This window comes from Candidatus Foliamicus sp. (genome assembly GCF_965221325.1).
GTDB lineage: Bacteria > Pseudomonadota > Gammaproteobacteria > Steroidobacterales > Foliamicaceae > Foliamicus.
On record NZ_OZ244880.1, the window covers coordinates 887,591 to 903,958 of the forward strand.

The following is a 16,368-nucleotide window of genomic DNA, read 5'->3' on the forward strand; positions in this document are numbered from 1 at the left end:
TGCGAATGCGTGCCGGACCAAGGTCGGCACTCCTGTTTGGTATCGTTCTCCTCGCTGTATCGGCGTGTGAAACCACAGAGGTGACCCAGCCACCACCGCCGATTCCGGAAGTACCGGAAGAACCGGAGCCCGTAGAAGTCATTGAGCCGGAGCCGGAGCCCGTTCTGAGCGATGTTATCGTGCGCCTGCATGTGCGGTCGGACGAGGCCATGCCCCCGGGAGCGATCGCCGTCGTCACGCTTGAGCGTTCGGGCGAAACGTTTGAACGCGAAATGCCGAAGGGCGCAAGACTAGTGCGCTTCGATGCTATTGAGATCGGGCGATACGACTTGCGGGTGACGGTAAACAGCGGCGGTGCGGAAATCGGCGCGTATTCGTACTTCATCGATCTGGACGAGAATGTCGGCGATTTCACCGTGAGTGTGGACTACCAGCGCGCGGATCTGCTGGTCGATGCAGCGGTCGAAACTACCGTAATGCGGCGTCGCTATACCGGCAGAGGGATCTTCGACGCCGAGGATTGTCTCGGCCAGGGGGCGGACAACCCCGCTCGCCTGGATATGATGCTGTACACGGACGGCGACTCCATGTCGCTGGATTTCGTCAGTGCTGCAGGCGACACAACGCAGCTCTCCGGCAGATTGCAGCCCGGTTCGTCGCCGCTGGCTGCCCGGGGCGCGTTCGCGTTGCCCGACGGCATGACGGGGCCCTGGAATCTCGTTCACTTGTCGGAACCGGCGCCCGGTGCGGTAGCCGTCCTCGTTGAACTCGAGAACACGGCCGGTGCCTGTCAAGCGACGCTGGAATTTGCCGGGCTTCTTGAGGATCCGCCTTCCATGGGCGGGCTCACCGGAGGTCAGGACGCGCTGGCCACGGTGGAGGTGCTCGGCCATGGGCAGACGCAGGCCGTGACGCTTGAGCGCGACGAGCCGCTCGCCCGTTTCGAAGGCTTGCTGGTCGGCTCTTATGACATCCTCGTCGAATGGCGGCATGCCGAGGGCACCCTCGCAACCCACCGGGAGTCGGTCGTGCTCGGCGCAGAGGGCGCGCGCGTGGGGACCATCATCGAGACGGAATGGCCCATGCCCGCCGATGCTCCGCTTGCTGCACGCGGCGACTATCCGCTACTGGCCCATACCTTCGCCGGCAAGAGCTTCGTCACCAATGGCGCGCCGGAATGCACGGGCAGCATTCCGCTGGTGGACACGACCACGCTGACGCTCACCGCGGAAGACGAGGCGTTGGGATTGCAGTTCGATAATTTCTACGGAAGGGTTCTGAAGCTATCCGGCGCCCCCGGGGAGGGGAACGACACATTGGCGGCGTCGGGCACCTACAGCTCCAATGGCGCCCAAATGGGAACCTGGACCATCGACAGCTTTGCCGTGCCGACGCCCGGAATCGTCGCGCTCTCGGTGTCGTTTCAGAACGAAACGGATTCCTGCCGGGCCGACTACCTGTTTACCGGCGTTCGGTGACTGTTTGAACCCATAGTCCGGATTGGCGCGGGCTCTTCACGCATTCCAGCGGAAGATGCGGGCGCTATGGCCCGCGGGGAAATGAACGCGGTTCTCGGGGAGTTGCGCGAAGCCATCCGTGGTTGCCAGTGCCGCGAAATCGCCGGACGTGTTGGTTTGGCAAGGGTGGGCGAGAAGCTGGCCGGTTCGGTTGCTTGCGAGGCGTACCGGCAGGAACCAGGCGAGCTTGGGTTTGAAAGTAACGGCGCTTGCGAGCGTCGCAGTTTCCGGACCCGCCGCCGCTGCACCCGACGATTTATCTAGCGCCGGGATCACGTAGCGGCGCAGGCACACGAGGCTGGAAACGGGGTTGCCGGGCAGACCGAACACGGGCTTGTCGCCGCTCATACCGAACCAGAGCGGGAACCCGGGTCGCTGGCGGACGCGGTGAAATACGGGCTGGACGCCGAGTTCGGCCAGCACGCCGGGCACGTAGTCCTTTGCGCCTTTCGATACGCCGCCGCTCAAGATCAGCGCATCGCTTTCGGAGAGAGCTTCGCCGATTCGCGCGGCGAGCACTTGGCGCCGGTCCGGCGCGCGGATAGCGGTCACCTTGCCGTAGCCGTGGCGGTCAAGCAGGGCGGTGATGGCGGGGCCGTTGCTGGAGCGTATCTGCCAGGGTTCGGGGGTGGCGTCGAGGCCCACGAGTTCGTCGCCCGTGGAAACCAGCGCGATCTTCGGGATGGGCGCAACCGGCGGTTCGGCCACGCCGTTTGCGCTGAGCAGCGCCATTTCCACGCCGCCTATCCGACAACCCGCTTTCAACAACAGCGCGCCGGCGCGCCGATCAGAGCCCTGCCTGTGAATGAACTGACCGCGCTGCGGGCGGCATTCGGCTTCGATCACAACGCCGCTGCCGGCCGGGTGAATGCGCTCGACAGGGACTACCGTGTCCGCGCCTTGCGGAATGGGCGCGCCCGTCGCAATGCGCAAGGCGGCGCGCGGGCTTGAAAGTTTTGCCGGGGGTTGGCCGGCGTTTTGCGCGCCTTCCAGCGCGAACTCGCGTTGGCCGGCGGCCCAGCTCTTCCAGCGTATCGCAATACCGTCCATGGTGGCGCGCGCGTAGGGAGGCAGGTCGCGTTCGGTATGCACATCCTGACGCAATATGCGGCCGGCGGCGGAAAGCAGGGCGGCGCGCTCCGCAGGCCACGGAACTACAGACTTCAGGATCAGGCGTTCGGCCTGCGCGACGGTAAGCGGGGCCTGCATCGTCAGATAAGCTTGCGCGCCCGCATCGCGTGGCGGTAGATCGGCAGCAGCCGCCAGAGGAAGAACAATGCCAGAAGGCCGCTCGTTGCGCCGACAATGGCCATCGAGTAGTGCAGCTTCATGTCGTTGGCGAATACGAAATCGGTGATCAGCGCCACCGAAGTGCTGCCGAAACCCATGCTGAAGAGCGCCACCACGAACAGATAGACGGCAGTAACCTGAGCGCGCATCGACGGCGGCGTGAATAGCTGCAGCGTCATCACCGCAAGCGGAAACACCCAACTCCCGAAAAACAGCAGCGGCGCATACATCATCATCGAGTAATCGGGATTGGTCAGCAGCGAAGTCACGCCGGCCAGCGGCGCCAGCGCAAAGGTGGCGAGCATGGCGGAGCGTATCGCGCCGCCCGGGTCGCCCTTGCGGTGCAGGTAATCGCCATGCAGACCGCCGACAACCGAGCCCACGCAGCCGAAGCCTGCCACGATCAGCCCGAGCCGCAGTCCGACCGTGGCGCGGGGCATTTCGTGAATGCGAATGAAGTACTCGGCGCCCCAGACCAGGACCGCGTTGAACAGTAGCGACAGCATGCAGAACGCGGCTACGAGGTAGCCGTATATAGCAACATTCTTCTTCATGAAGGCGATCAGTTCCGGCACTGGAACGCCGCCATCCACGGCTCCGCGCCGCGCCGGTTCGCGAAACGTAAGGCACAGCGCGGCGATCACCAGCCCCGGCAGGCCGACGATTACCAGCGTGGCGCGCCAGGCGGAGAGTTCGCCGATCAGCGGCAGCACAAGGGGCGGGCCCTGTTCCAGCGTGCCGACCAGCCAACCGCCCAGGATCACGCTAAGCCCGTAGCCTACGAACAGCCCGGTCTGATAGGTGCCTACCGCGCGGCCGACTTTCTTGCGCGGGAAAAGGTCGGCGATCAGCGAGTAGGCCGCCGGCGCGAGCGCCGCTTCGCCCACGCCCACGCCCACCCGCGCCATGAAGAGCTGGCCGAAGTTGCGGGCCAGACCGCACAGCGCCGTCATCAGGCTCCATAGCGCTATGCCGGCGGAAATAATGTTGCGCCGGTTGGAGCGGTCGGCCAGGCGGGCGATGGGGATGCCGAAGGTGCAGTAGAAGAGGGCGAAGGCAATGCCCTGCAGCAGGCTGAACTGGGTATCGTTCAAGCCGAGGTCGGATTTGATCGGCCCCACCATGAGGCTGATGATCCAGCGGTCGATCAACGCAAAGGTGTAGGCGGCGGTGAGCAGGACAACCGCATACCAGGCGCCGAATTTTCTGAGTCTGTCGATGGTTTGGCGGCTCCCCTCCGCGATTGGCCCCTATATTGCGCCCGTTTTCGGGCCGTGACACCTTACTCGGAGAAAACCAGGCGCGCGCCGGGGGCTTCTACGTCCAGTCTGCCGTTCGCCTGTTCGAAGCGGTGGCCGGCTTCGCTCAACACGCTTGCGGTCAGCTCCAGGCTGCGGGTGCGAAGGTGCAAGGCCGTGAAACGTCCGCGGCTCTGTTGCGCCGCTCGGATATGCAGACGTCCGGCAGCGTTCGGGTCTTCGAGCAGGCCGAAGCGCCGCCGGGCATCTTTCACGTCGGCGGCGTCCAGCGTTATGCCCGTGAGTTCCACCGCAGCATTGGGATGGCGGTTCATGGCGGGGTAGAACACGAGGTCTGGGGTCAAATGCTGCACATAGCCGCACAGCGCCTCCGGAAAGCGCTCGGCCGGCAGGGACAGCCAGCGGAAACGCGCCACGGCGCCGCTGGCGTATTGCAGGCTGCGGCTGGCCTCGCCCACCGGCGTGGGGTCTTGCCCGGCCGCCGCAGCCCGTTGATGCGTGGCGTGGATGTCGTTGGCACGCAAGATCAGAATACGTACGGCATGTTCCGGTCCCAGCCAGTCGGCCAGGTGGTGATCGGGCCCCGGCTCTGTTACTTCGCTCAGCTCGACATATGTGGAACCGAAAACGAAGTGCGCGCTTTGCTGGCCCAGGCTCTGCTCGCTTCCGTCCGGAGCCGTGCCCATCAGTTCCACCGGTTCGGTCACCCGGAAGCCCAGCGCGCGATAGGCGGCCACAGTCGCGTGAATGTCCGGGCCTACCAAGCCGACATGGTCAATATCCAGTGAAAGCCTGGTCATGCTGCGGTTTCGCTCGCGAGTTCGCGTTCGCGCTCGTTCATCGAGCGGCGATAGACGGACAACAGCATCCACAGCAGAGCTACGCTAACGACTCCACTGGCGCCGGCGGCGATGGCGATCGAATAGTGCAGCATGTCGTCGCTGCGGAACACGTAGTCGGTAATCAGCGCCACGGCGGTTCCGCCAAAGCCGATGCCGGTCAGATTCACGACGAACAGGTACACGGCCGAAAATTGGGCGCGCATGGCGGGCGGCGTGAAGAGCTGCAGGGAAGTCGTGGCAGGCGCGAACACCCAGCTTACGAAAAACAGCAGCGGCGCGGCCAGCGCCAGCGACAGTTCGGCGCTGGGCATGAGCGTGGCGCTGGCGGCCAGCGGCAGCGCCAGGCAGGCGGCCAGCAACGCGGAGCGGATCGCACCGCCGTTGTCTCCGCGGCGCTTCAGGTAATCGGAATAAAGGCCGCCGCAGATTATTCCGCCGCCGCCGAAGAACGTAACGATGAGGCCGAGGGCCGGCCCCGCCACGCTGCGCTCCATGCCGTGAATGCGGATCAGGTACTCGGCCAGCCAGGTCATCACGGCGTTGAACAGCAGCGTGAGCATCGAAAAAGCCAGGAAATGCAGCACATAAAGGCGTACGTTCCGGCCAAAGAATCGCCCCACTGTGCGCAGCGGCAACCCGCCGGTCTTGGCGCCCACGCGGGGCGGCTCGCGGAAGGTGAAGCATAGCGCTGCAACCAGCAAACCGGGGGCGCCCACCAGAATCAGCGTGAGCCGCCATGGAGTCAGCTCACCCACTAACGGCAGCGTGATCGTATCGAGGGCTTCGATGAGCACCGCCGAAATGATGAAGCTCAGGCCGATTCCCACGAACACGCCCGAGGAATAGATGCCCAGCGCGCGGCCCAGCTTCTCGCGTGGAAACAGGTCGGCGATCATCGAGTAGGCGGCCGGCGACAGCGCCGCCTCGCCTACGCCGACGCCCACGCGGGCCAGAAACATCGCGCCGAAGCTGCGCGCGATGCCGCACAGCGCGGTCATCAGGCTCCAGACCGCGATTCCGGCGGCAATGATGTTGCGGCGGCTGGCGCGGTCGGCGAGCCAGGCGATGGGGATGCCCAGCAGCGTGTAGAAGATGGCGAAGGCGAACCCGTGCAGGAGGCTGAACTGGGTGTCGTTTATGCCCAGGTCTTCCTTGATGGGGCCCACCATCAGGCCCAGCACCGAGCGGTCGATGAACGAGCAGATGTAGGCGACCGACAGGACGCCTACGACGTACCAACTGCGCCAGTCCGTGGGCGGCCTACGGGTCATTCAGCCGCCGGGTTGAGGCAAGAACCGTGCAAGCGCGAAACCCTGCGCCGGATGCCTTTCAGGACGCCCTCCGCGCGCGGAGAGCGTCCTTCTTTCGCGTCTCAAAATCCCCAGTGCAGTTGCAGCGCCAAGGAGCGGCCTTCGCCCGGGTAGCCCAGCGCAGCGCCGATGCCCAGTAAGTCCTTGCTGCGGTCGTTGAGTGACGTGAACCGTACCGAGTTCTGGTAGTACTCGCGGCCCAGAAGGTTGCGGGCCACAAAGGCCACTTCCACGCCGCTCAAAAAGCGGATGCCGGCGCGGATGTTGGCCAGCATCAGGCTGCCCTGGCCCACCTCCGCTTCATTGAACTGACTGTGATACACGGTGGAGCGATAGGCAATCTGGGCCATGGCCGAGAACTCGCCAGGACCGATGTCGGCGCTGTAGTTGAGCGTGGAAGTAAGCGACACTTCCGGCGCGTTGACCAGACTGTTGCCAGCCACGTCGAGCACGATGCCCGTGACGCCGCCATAGCGGGTTACGAACTCGTCGTATTCGGCGTCAAGCAGCATTGCGGAACTGGTCCAGGTGAACTCGTCGGACAGCACCATGGACACGTCCAGTTCCAGTCCCAACACGGTCGCTTCGGCCGCGTTGGTTACGCTCACCGTGCCCTCGGTGAAGGTCGATACCTGCAGGTCGGTGTAGTCGTAGTAGAACAATGCCGCGTTGGCGGTTGCCCTGCCGTCGGCGAGGGTGGACTTACCGCCCAGTTCCAAGCTCCAGAGGTATTCAGGATCGAAGGCCGGGTCGCCGCTTAGCGAATTGGTGCCGCCGGACTTGAACCCGCGCGTGAGCGTGGAGTACACCATGATGTCGTCGCGCAAGTCGTACTTCAGGCCCAGCTTGGGCGTGAAGGCGCTCCAGTCGTCGGTAGTGTTGCGCGGCGGGAACCCGAACGAGAAGGCCCGCGGGTCGCTGGCGCCGAACAGGCCGTCGAAATTGCCTCCGGTCAGGCCGCGCAGGTTCCAGTCTTCCTTCTCTTCCGAGCTGTAGCGCAGCCCGACGGTGCCGTCGAGCCGGTCGCTGAAGCGCCAGGTCAACTCGCCGAAACCGGCCCAGGCGTCGGTCTTGTTGGTGGCGAATATGTTGAATGCGCCGCCGAAATTGAGCGCCGGGAGGCCCAGCGCCTCTTCCTTGTCTTCGGTGAAGTAGTAGAGACCGGCGATCCATTGGTAGTCGTCGCACGCGCAGGCGAGGCGAATTTCTTCGGAGAACTGGTCGGTATCGCGTTCGAAGTGCGTTTGCGTCACGAAGATCTCGGTGCCGTCGGTGTTGAAGCGGAAGCTGTCCTCGAACTGGCGGTAGCCGGTAATGGAGGTGAGCGTGACGCCGTTGCCCAGGTCGGCGGTTACTTCAGCGGTAATGCCGCCGATGGTCCACTTCTGGAAGCTGTCCACCTCGTTGCGGGTCTGGTCGAAGCCCGGCAGCGCCTGGGCGCCTTCGGCTGCCGAGCGGTGCAGGTTGCCGCGCGGCCGGATGGTGCGGTTGTCGCCATCGAAGTCGGTGTAATCGCCGATGATCTTGGCGTTGATCGTGTCGGAAAGCGCGAAGCTGAGCGTGGCGCGGGCGGCCATGGTTTCGCCGCCATCCACTTCGTCGCCACCCCTGGGGTCGAGGTCCTCGGTGAAGCCTCCGTCCGAACCGTAGCGCACCGCCAGGCGAAAGCCCGCGCCCTCGCCGAGCGGGCCGCCGTAGGCTGCCTCGCCATCGTAGCGGTTGAAGTTGCCCAGCTTGAGATTCACATAGCCTTCCGGCTCGTCGCCGGGTGCGCGGTGAATGATGTTGATCACGCCGGCGGTGGCGTTGCGGCCATAGAGCGTGCCCTGCGGACCGCGCAGCACCTCGACGCGCTCCACATCAAGGAACTGGGTCAGCCCCATCTGCGCGCGGCCCTGATAAACGCCGTCCTGGTGTACCGCCACCGAGGAATCCTGGCCAATGCCGAACAGGTTGGTGCCCACGCCGCGGATATATACCTGCGCTTCGCCGCCGGCGCGGCTGAATACCAGCGATGGCACATCAAGGCTCAAGTCCTCGATTTCGTCCAGCCCGCCGTTTTCCAGCATTTCGCCGCCCACGGCGGTGATCGCCAGCGCCGTGTCCTGCAGCGACGCTTCGCGCTTCTCGGCCGTAACGATGATCTCCTCAAGCGCGTTGTCCTGCGCCGACAGGCCGCCGACGGCCAGGAGTGCGATGGTGGCGGCAAGCGGCCGCCGAACGGAAAGAATGGTCATTTGGGAATCTCCCGATTCGCGCAATGCAAAATTTCGGCGGCCCCGCTGACCGCCACTTGAACCCTCCATTTTACCGCAGTCTGATTGTCCGGTGTCTTTTTCAATCCCGGTGAGTTCGGAGCCAAATCAGGGAAGCTTGAGCGCCACCTTGCCGTGCTTGCGAAAGGCGCTTGCGACGCGGTCGAACACGACGCCCACGCGGATAACCGAGAAATCGCGAAAGTCGATGATGGTGCTGGAGTGTCCCTCGGGGTTGGCGTACTTGGAGATTCCGTAGTCGAAATACACGCTGGCCACTTCACGCACCGGCGCTTCGATGTCCTGATAGCGATACTTCGACCCTTGCAACGAGGTGTTGGCCGACGAGCCGAACACCGGCATGCCGCGCTGCCAGGATTGGCGAGCGATCTCGTCGTGGAATTGCCCGGCGTTGAGCAGCATGTCCAAAGTGCCGGCCTTGGTCGAGGACGCCATGACGAAAGGCTCCACGCGGCTGAAGAACTCGTGCTTGACGCGAAACGGCGCCACGATGGAGAAAGGTATGTTTTCCTCCCGCGTGATGGTTTCGGCCAGGTCATGTTTCCAGTCTTCCATGACGTGGATGGCGCGGCTCATCGCGACATTGGCGAACAGGCCACCGGGCTTCTCGTAGCTGCGCTTCTTGGCGGCATAGATGGCCCGGATGCCTGCCTCGGTGCAGGCGTTGACGGCGTAGGCTACATCCAGCGGCGCGATCGCCACTCCGCCGGCCGCAATAGTGTCAAGCAACAAGCTGACATCGTCTCGCAGGCGGCTGGCCGACACCGGGTCGGCAGTAGTTCGGGTGTTTTTCATAGAAGATAAGCGATTTTAATGACAGAATGATGAAAGAAGAGGTTTAATTGAACGAAGTTGTTCCATTTTATCCAATTTTTCGGTGATTTTTCGGGCCTTGATCTGATGTTCTCCGGCCACAAGCCCGGTGAATTTTGCGAGCAGGTCGCCGCGCGTCATGGGTTTGGCCGGCGTGCCGAGGCTGTCCAGGACGCTGGCGCGGCGCTTGCCGCCGCCGCGAGTTGTCAGTTCCAGCCAGCTCCCGAAGTGTGCGGGAAACGCCGCCTGCATTTCGGCGTCGGCCACCGCCTCGACCCGGTCCGCGACCGCCAGTATGCGCGAATCTTCAAGCGCCTCTCCCATGAAGCCGGCCACCGAGCTCGGGCCGTAATGCAGCGCCGCGCCCAGCGTGAAGGGCAGACTGTACTGTGCGGCCATCTCGGAAGTGGGTCGGCGCAGCATGTGTTGCGTGACCATGATGTCCGGCCCGCCTACCGTGATTGCCTCGATGTCTTCGGGCTCGAGACTGAAATCGCGGGTAGCTTCGGCCAGTGCGTCCAACGTGGAGTGAAACAGCCGGCAGCAGGGGTAGGGCTTGTAGCTGATGCGGTGGATTTCGGGGCCATCCGGATGCGGCCGGTTGAGCCGCTCGGGATCGGAATTGGCGCCGAAATTGCGGATAAGGCCGTAACGGCCTTCCAGCGCCTGCTCGGGTCCGGCAATCCCGAGTGCTGCGTGTTCGGCGGCCATCACGCCGTGCAGCGCCGCGTAGCCTCCGTGCAGACGCTTGACGGTGGTGCCCTCCGGTTCCTGGCTGAACTGCATCGAGCCGCCGGCCATCGATAGCGCCAGGCCCCAGCCGCGCGCCAGTTGCCGCGGCGTGAGGCGCAGCAGCACGGCGGCCGCCGCGGCGGCGCCGAAGCCCACGAACAAACTGGTGGGATGAAAGCCCAGCTCGATGGTCTCGGCGGCATTGGTGGCCGCACCCACGCGCCCCGCCGCTTCGTAGCCGGCACGAATCGCCGCCGCCACGCGCGCCCCGTCAAGGTCGTGGTGCGCCGCCAGCGCGAGGCTGGAAGCGATCACCGCCGCACCCGGATGACTGACCGACTCGTCGTGGGTGTCGTCCAGTTCCATGCCATGCGCGGAGGTGGCGTTGACAAAGGCCGCCATGGCCGGCGCCAGGCGCAGCTCGGAGGCCAACAGCGGCGCCTTGCCGGAGCCGTCGTAGGCGCCGGCCCACTCGTGCAGGCGCCGGCCCCAGGCCAACTGCGAACCGGCATAGCAGCAGCCGAGGTGGTCGAGAATCAGGTTTGCGATCTGGTCGAGATCGCGCTGTGCAAGCGGTTCCGCAGCCGTTGCCAGCAGTTCTTCGGCCAGCGCCAGACTGCGCCTGTTTTCGGGAATGCTCATTGTTTCTCTTCCCGGGCGGCAACGGCGATCGCGGCGGGAGCTTCCGCAGGCGCGTGCCGTCCGTGCGAAGTGCCGGAAGCCCCTGCCTGCCGGCTGCCCCGCAAGCTTTCGCGCAAGCGTCTGCTGGCCGCGAGGTCCACGCTATTACCGCCGGGGTCCATTACGACGCCGTAGCTTTCCCGCGCCTCGTCAACGGAGACCAGTTCGTCGAGCACATCCTCGGCCACGTGCTGCGGGTCGCGCTCCAGCGGGTCGCCGTAGCCGCCCCCGGAAACCAGCGTTATTTCAAGCCGGTCGCCGGCGGCGAATCGGGCATGCGATATCTTGGCCGGCAGTTGCTGTTCTTTGGACGTGCGCGGGTTGAGTTTCACCTCGCCGGGCAGTCCGTCGGCGCCGCCGAAGATGCCGCGCGGCGGATCGTCCGAACGGTTGTCGCCTGTGGAGCTGACCGCGGCGTCTTCAAGAAAGCGCCATGTCTTGACCGCGCCCATGCCGCCGCGCCAGCGTCCCGCGGCCGGGGCTTCGCCGCGCAGCTCGTAGCGCTCGCAGAGCATCGGCGCCGAGAGCTCCATTTCTTCGAGCGGGTTGTTGCGGGTGTTGGCCATCAGGGTATCCACGGCGTCCAGCCCGTCGCGTCCGTTACGGCCGCCGTACGAGCCTTCGTTTATCTCCACGTTGATCCGGTATTTTCCTTCGCCGGACTCGAAGGAATACACGAAGCAGGACACGTTGGCGGAGTTTCCACCCGTCACGCGCTCGGGCAGAACGCTGCCCAGCGCCTGCAGCACCTGGTCCGGAATGCGGTTGATTTGGGTGAAGCGCGCCTCGCAGCCGCGCGGAAAGACCGGGTTGAAGATGCTGCCCTTGGGCGCATGCGCGTACACGGGCCGGAACACGCCGTCGTTTTGCGGTACGCCTGCGCCCTCGGCGGTCTCGTCCAGCAGCAGCGCGCGCACCGCGAAATTCACCGCCGGCAGTACGCTGCCCTCGAAGGGGCAGTTGAAGCCGGTGGTGGTCTGATCGCTGGAGCCGGACAGGTCCACGCAGATGTCGCTGCCGCGCACGATCACGCGGGTGGCGATCTTAAGCGGCTTGCCGAAATGCTTGCCGTCGTCCTCCAGCCAGGCATCCGGCGCCGGGTACTCGCCGTCCGGCAACTGCTCGATGCGCGCCCGCAGCCGCCGCTCGGCATAGTCCATCCATGCCTCGGCCGCGCTCATGACCTGGTCCAGCCCGTGCTTGGTCACGAGCCCCGCGAAGCGCTCCTCACCCAGCCGGCAGCAGGCGATCATGGCCTCCAGGTCGCCGGAATTGGCTTCCGGTGTGCGCACGTTGTCCATGATCAGCGACCAGAGGTCCTCGCGGCGCGCACCGCCGTCGTGCAGCTTTACCGCGTCGAGTATCTGACCTTCGGCGAAAAAGTCCGGCACGTCCACCGAAAAACCGGGGTCGGCTGCGCCGATATCCACCATGTGGCCCGTGCATCCGGCAAAACCCACATGCACGCTACCCGCGAACAGTGGCAGCAGCACGCCGTAGTCGGGGCTGTGCGACGCGCCGTGGTAGGGGTGGTTGTGGAGGTAGATGTCGCCTGGCCGGTAGCGGCCGCGGTGCTTGCGGTCGATGCCGCGCACATAGGCGGGCAGGGAGCCGCAGTGCATGGGCGTGGAGTCGCTTTCGCAGAGTTGCCGGCCGTCGAAATCCAGCAGCGCGGCGCCGATGTCGCGCGACTCGCGCATGACGCTGGAGTAGGCCATGCGAACGAGGAGCTCGGCCATTTCATGCGCGATGGACTGCAGCGCGCCGCCGATCACCTGCAGCGAAACCGGGTCCACCTCCACGCGGTTCCAGCGGCGCTGCGTGTGTGCGCCCAGGCCGGTGCTGCGCGCACTTTCGAGACCGGGCCAGAGTGGCGCAGCGCTCATGTTGTCACCTCGGCGAGGCGCCGTTCGGCTTCGTGCGCGGCGGGCATGCCCTCTTTTCCGGTCCGCATGCGCGTCAGCAGAAGGTTGCCGTAGTTGTCCACGCGCCCGCTCCAGCCTGGAGGAATCGCGGTGGTGGCGCCGGTCTGCTCGACGATGGCCGGTCCGGCTATGCCGTGTCCCGATTGCAGACTGGCGCGGTGGTAGAAGGCCGTTGGAAGCGGTTCGCCGTGGCCCGGAAACAGGCAGGTGGCGGTTTGCAGTGGTTCTGCGCGTTCGGCAGCCGTTGCCGCGCTCTCTTGCGGCACTAGCGGCGCGCCCGGCACATAGGCCGACACGCCCAGGTTGATCACGCGCACCGGCTTGTCGCGATAGGCGCGCAAGTAGGCCCGCTCGTGTTCGGTGTGAAAGCGCTCGCCTAACGCTTTCGCCCACTCGGCATCGACTGCGCCGGCAGGCGTTTCCACGGCCAGCTCATGACCTTGGCCGGCGTAGCGGCATTCCGCCCACAGCTTGAGGCGGACATCCTCTGCCTCGAATCCGTCGCCGACCAGGCGGTTTTTCGCCGCGCGCGTCATCTCGTCAAGCTGCGCTTGAACGCCGGCATGATCCAGGCCATCCAGCGCGCCCCAAAGCGTGGTCTTGAATTCGTAGCGCACTGGCGCGCACAACAGGCCGCCGGCAGCGCCCACCCCGGGATGTGGCGGCGCCAGAACCTCGCCGATGGACAAGGCTTCGGCCACCGGCGCAGCGAACGCTCCGCCCGCGCCGCCGTAGGCCACCAGCGTGAATTCGCGCGGGTCAAAACCCTTGGATACGCTGGCCACGCGCATGGCCTCGGCCATGTTGTTGACGGCGATGTCGAAAATGCCCAGCGCGGCGTCCTCAAGTGTCATACCCAGCGGTTCGGCGATGTGCGCGCGGATGGCGTGACCGGCTTTGTCCGGTGCGAGGCTGGGCACCGCGCCGGCCAGGTGCTCGGGGCGGTACCAGCCGGCTGCGACCAGCGCGTCGGTCACGGTTGGCTGTTCGCCGCCCCGACCGTAGCAAGCGGGACCGGGTTGGGCGCCGGCGCTTTGCGGCCCCACGCGGAACATTCCCTGATCGTCCAGCCAGGCGATGGAACCCCCGCCCGCGCCCAGTGTCGCGATATCCGTCATCGGCGTCATCACGTCGTAGTCGCCCACGCGCGTGTCGAGCAGGCTCCTCATACGCATCTCGCCGTTCGGCGCCACGCCGATGTCGGCGGAAGTGCCGCCGACATCCAGCGTGATCACATCGCTGCGGCCGATTCCGCGAGCTGCGTCGATACCGGCAATCAAGGCGCCGACCGGTCCCGATAGCAGCAAGTTGACCGGTCTGCGCTCAGCCTCGGCGGGCGCCACCATGCCGCCGCTGGAACTCATCAGGCGCAGTTGCGCGGGCACGCCGGCGGCCTTGAGCCCGGCGGCGAAGCGGCGTACGTAGCGCGCCGTGACCGGGCCCACGTAGGCGTTCATGGCGGTGGTGGAAAAACGCTCGTACTCCCGCACCAGCGGCGCGAGTTCGTGGCTGGCGGTAACGTAGGCCTCGGGAAATTCGCTGCGCGCCAGCTCGGCGATGCGCCGCTCGTGCTCCGGGTTCAGGAAGGAGAACAGACAGCACACGGCGATTGCTTCCACGCCTTCTTCCTTAAGCCGCGCGATGGCCCGCAGCACATCGTTTTCGTCAAGCGGCGTTTCGATGGCGCCATCGGGTGCGCGGACGCGTTCGCGCACCGTCATTCGCCAGCGCCGTGGCGCCAGCGGCCGGCTTTGGCGGGCGATCTCCTGCGAGTGCGAAAAGTTGTAGGGGCGATTCTTGCGCCCGATATGCAGCACATCGCGAAAGCCGTGGGTGGTGATAAGTCCGGTGCGGGCGCCCTTGCCTTCGAGGAGCGCATTGGTGGCCACGGTGGTGCCGTGACAGCAGAACTCCACATCGTCGAAACCCAGGCCGGTCTTCCGCAGCAGTTGCTCCAGACCCTGCATGGCGGCCCGCGAAGGGTCGTCGGGCGTGGACGCCAGCTTGTGAGTGCCCAGCGCCCGGCCGTTGTTGTCGGCCGCAATGAGGTCGGTGAACGTGCCGCCGATGTCGATGCCAATTCGCGCCAAGTCGTCCGGCGCCCCTCCGCGCTCTCAAAAGAAAGGCATTTTCTCATAGAGACCGGCGGCCGGGATTGCTGCCGCACGGCGTTTTCGGCGCAATCCATTGCTTCCGCGTGTACGCCGGACATCGCGCCGCGCCGGCCGGTGTATCGTTGCCCGCGCATGGGCGCACTGACCGAATCCGTTCTCGACTTTTTGTGCGGCGGCGCGCCCGCGAGCGCGCCGGAGAAGGCTCGGCGCCTGGCCGCTACCGGTTTCATCGATTGCCTGGGCGTGGCGCTGGCAGGCGCCGGCCAGCCGGTCGTGCGCAACTTGTGGCGGGCGGAGCAGGGCGGATCGCCGGAGTGCCGTGTGCTGCTGAGCGGCGCGCGGATGCCGGCCGCGCAATCGGCACTGATCGGTTCGGCGGCCGCGCATGCGCTGGACCTGGACGATTACGCCTTCGCCAACCACACCAGCGCGGTGCTGGTTCCTGCAATTTTGGCCGAGGCCGAAGTTGTGGGCGCCGCCGGCGCACGCATGCTGGGCGCTTACCTGGCCGGGTTCGAAGTATGGAGTGTTCTGGCGCGGCGCGAGCAAGACTACATGCAGGCCGCCGGCTGGCACCCCACGGGTGTCTATGGCCCAATCGCTGCTGCCGCAGCGCTGTGCTGGCTGCGCGGTCTGCCGCGCACGGAGACACGCAATGCTTTGGGGCTGGCTGCTGCTGCGGGCGGCGGCGTGATGGATAACTTCGGAACGCAAGCCAAGCCCTACCAGGCTGCGCGGGCCGCGGAAGCCGGCGTGGCCGCGGTGCGCAGAGCCATGGCCGGGCTGGACGCCGGGCCGCACGCGCTGGACGGATCGGGTGGGTTTCTGCGCGCGATTTCTCCGGCAGGCCGCGTCGATTGCGCCGCGCCGGCGACGGAGCTCGGCCAGGACTGGTACATGGCCGAGCATGGCTTGAACATCAAGCCTTATCCGGTGGTGGGTGCCGCCCAGCGTTGCGTGGAGGCAGCCCTGCAGTTGCGCCGGGACCATGCCGTGCAGCCGCAAGCCATTAAGCGCGTCACCGTTCGGATCAGCAAATCACACTCCTCGGTTATGCGCTTTCGGCTGCCGCGCAACGCCATGCAGGCCAAGTTCAGCCTCGAATTCGCGGTGGCCGCCGCTTTGCTGTTCGGGCGCTTGGGGCTCAATGAAATGCGCGACGAATGTGTGCGTCACAGCGATGTGCAGGCGCTGATGAAGAGGATCGCGCGCGAAGAGGGCCCGGATGACGATCCGATCTATCCGGTGGGCGCGCGTTGCGACACAGTCAGCGTGTTGACGGCGCAAGGCGCCGAACTCGTCAGCGAACCCGTTTACCGTTATCGGGGGCATGGGCAGAAACCGCTGAGCAGCGACGAATTGCGCGCCAAGTTCATGGACTGCGCCGCGTTCGCCGGCGGGTGGCCGCTGCAGAGCGAATTCGGGAGCGGATCATCCTCGCCTTCGGCGGTGTTCTCGGACGGTGCGGGGTTCCTGCCCGGATTAACCGAAACCCTGGCCGCCGACCTGTTCGCGCGGCTGCTGCGGATGGAGGAACTCGACGGCGTCGCCGACTTGCCCGAATGGCCTCTTGAGGCGATCTTCGAGAAGTGAGAGGACGCCCGGCCTC

General features: G+C 65.6%; 11 protein-coding genes. 2 read left to right on the forward strand and 9 right to left on the reverse strand.

Features of this window, described 5'->3' with window-relative positions:
* Window positions 1–80: 80 nt before the first annotated feature.
* Entirely contained in the window at window positions 81–1,478 is a 1,398-nt protein-coding gene (locus ACWCOO_RS04075; protein ID WP_446831682.1) for a hypothetical protein, read from the forward strand.
* A 36-nt stretch (window positions 1,479–1,514) separates the two neighbouring features.
* Here ACWCOO_RS04075 and ACWCOO_RS04080 read toward each other — a convergent pair whose 3' ends face one another.
* The 9 genes from ACWCOO_RS04080 to ACWCOO_RS04120 form a co-directional block, all read right to left on the reverse strand.
* On the reverse strand, window positions 1,515–2,726 hold the full coding sequence (locus ACWCOO_RS04080) for a molybdopterin molybdotransferase MoeA (RefSeq protein ID WP_446831683.1): 1,212 nt from the start codon (window positions 2,724–2,726) through the stop codon (window positions 1,515–1,517).
* A 2-nt stretch (window positions 2,727–2,728) separates the two neighbouring features.
* The gene (locus tag ACWCOO_RS04085; protein ID WP_446831684.1) at window positions 2,729–3,958 is read right to left on the reverse strand and encodes a spinster family MFS transporter; all 1,230 of its coding nucleotides are present in this window, start codon (window positions 3,956–3,958) and stop codon (window positions 2,729–2,731) included.
* A gap of 131 nt (window positions 3,959–4,089) precedes the next feature.
* A complete protein-coding gene (locus ACWCOO_RS04090; protein ID WP_446831685.1) occupies window positions 4,090–4,866 on the reverse strand; it encodes a VOC family protein in 777 nt (258 codons plus the stop codon).
* Complete coding sequence (locus tag ACWCOO_RS04095; RefSeq protein WP_446831686.1) at window positions 4,863–6,179, reverse strand: MFS transporter; 1,317 nt, start codon at window positions 6,177–6,179, stop codon at window positions 4,863–4,865. The genes ACWCOO_RS04090 and ACWCOO_RS04095 overlap by 4 nt, the downstream gene beginning before the upstream one ends.
* Window positions 6,180–6,280: 101 nt before the next feature.
* A complete protein-coding gene (locus ACWCOO_RS04100) occupies window positions 6,281–8,455 on the reverse strand; it encodes a TonB-dependent receptor (RefSeq protein ID WP_446831687.1) in 2,175 nt (724 codons plus the stop codon).
* Between the two features lie 126 nt (window positions 8,456–8,581).
* Window positions 8,582–9,289, reverse strand: a complete 708-nt coding sequence (locus ACWCOO_RS04105) for a Sua5/YciO/YrdC/YwlC family protein (RefSeq protein ID WP_446831688.1) — start codon at window positions 9,287–9,289, stop codon at window positions 8,582–8,584.
* A 15-nt stretch (window positions 9,290–9,304) separates the two neighbouring features.
* On the reverse strand, window positions 9,305–10,681 hold the full coding sequence (locus ACWCOO_RS04110; protein ID WP_446831689.1) for an MmgE/PrpD family protein: 1,377 nt from the start codon (window positions 10,679–10,681) through the stop codon (window positions 9,305–9,307).
* Window positions 10,678–12,606 carry a hydantoinase B/oxoprolinase family protein gene (locus ACWCOO_RS04115; protein ID WP_446831690.1) on the reverse strand — a complete coding sequence of 643 codons (1,929 nt, stop codon included), beginning with the start codon at window positions 12,604–12,606 and terminating at the stop codon, window positions 10,678–10,680. The genes ACWCOO_RS04110 and ACWCOO_RS04115 overlap by 4 nt, the downstream gene beginning before the upstream one ends.
* Window positions 12,603–14,735, reverse strand: coding sequence for a hydantoinase/oxoprolinase family protein (locus tag ACWCOO_RS04120; protein ID WP_446831691.1), 2,133 nt, complete (start codon window positions 14,733–14,735; stop codon window positions 12,603–12,605). Before ACWCOO_RS04120 ends, ACWCOO_RS04115 begins: the two co-directional genes overlap by 4 nt.
* Before the next feature lie 156 nt (window positions 14,736–14,891).
* On the opposite strand from ACWCOO_RS04120, the gene ACWCOO_RS04125 reads away from it, so the two are divergent.
* Window positions 14,892–16,352: an MmgE/PrpD family protein gene (locus ACWCOO_RS04125; RefSeq protein WP_446831692.1), complete on the forward strand. Its 1,461-nt coding sequence runs from the start codon at window positions 14,892–14,894 to the stop codon at window positions 16,350–16,352.
* The last annotated feature ends 16 nt before the right edge of the window (window positions 16,353–16,368 follow it).

Excerpts from the sequence above, each read along its gene's own strand:
- ACWCOO_RS04095 (WP_446831686.1), bottom strand. The coding sequence starts at position 6,179 with ATGACCCGTAGGCCGCCCACGGACTGGCGCAGTTGGTACGTCGTAGGC.
- ACWCOO_RS04110 (WP_446831689.1), bottom strand. The coding sequence starts at position 10,681 with ATGAGCATTCCCGAAAACAGGCGCAGTCTGGCGCTGGCCGAAGAACTG.
- ACWCOO_RS04080 (WP_446831683.1), bottom strand. The coding sequence starts at position 2,726 with ATGCAGGCCCCGCTTACCGTCGCGCAGGCCGAACGCCTGATCCTGAAG.
- ACWCOO_RS04115 (WP_446831690.1), bottom strand. The coding sequence starts at position 12,606 with ATGAGCGCTGCGCCACTCTGGCCCGGTCTCGAAAGTGCGCGCAGCACC.
- ACWCOO_RS04105 (WP_446831688.1), bottom strand. The coding sequence starts at position 9,289 with ATGAAAAACACCCGAACTACTGCCGACCCGGTGTCGGCCAGCCGCCTG.
- ACWCOO_RS04125 (WP_446831692.1), top strand. The coding sequence starts at position 14,892 with ATGGGCGCACTGACCGAATCCGTTCTCGACTTTTTGTGCGGCGGCGCG.
- ACWCOO_RS04090 (WP_446831685.1), bottom strand. The coding sequence starts at position 4,866 with ATGACCAGGCTTTCACTGGATATTGACCATGTCGGCTTGGTAGGCCCG.
- ACWCOO_RS04100 (WP_446831687.1), bottom strand. The coding sequence starts at position 8,455 with ATGACCATTCTTTCCGTTCGGCGGCCGCTTGCCGCCACCATCGCACTC.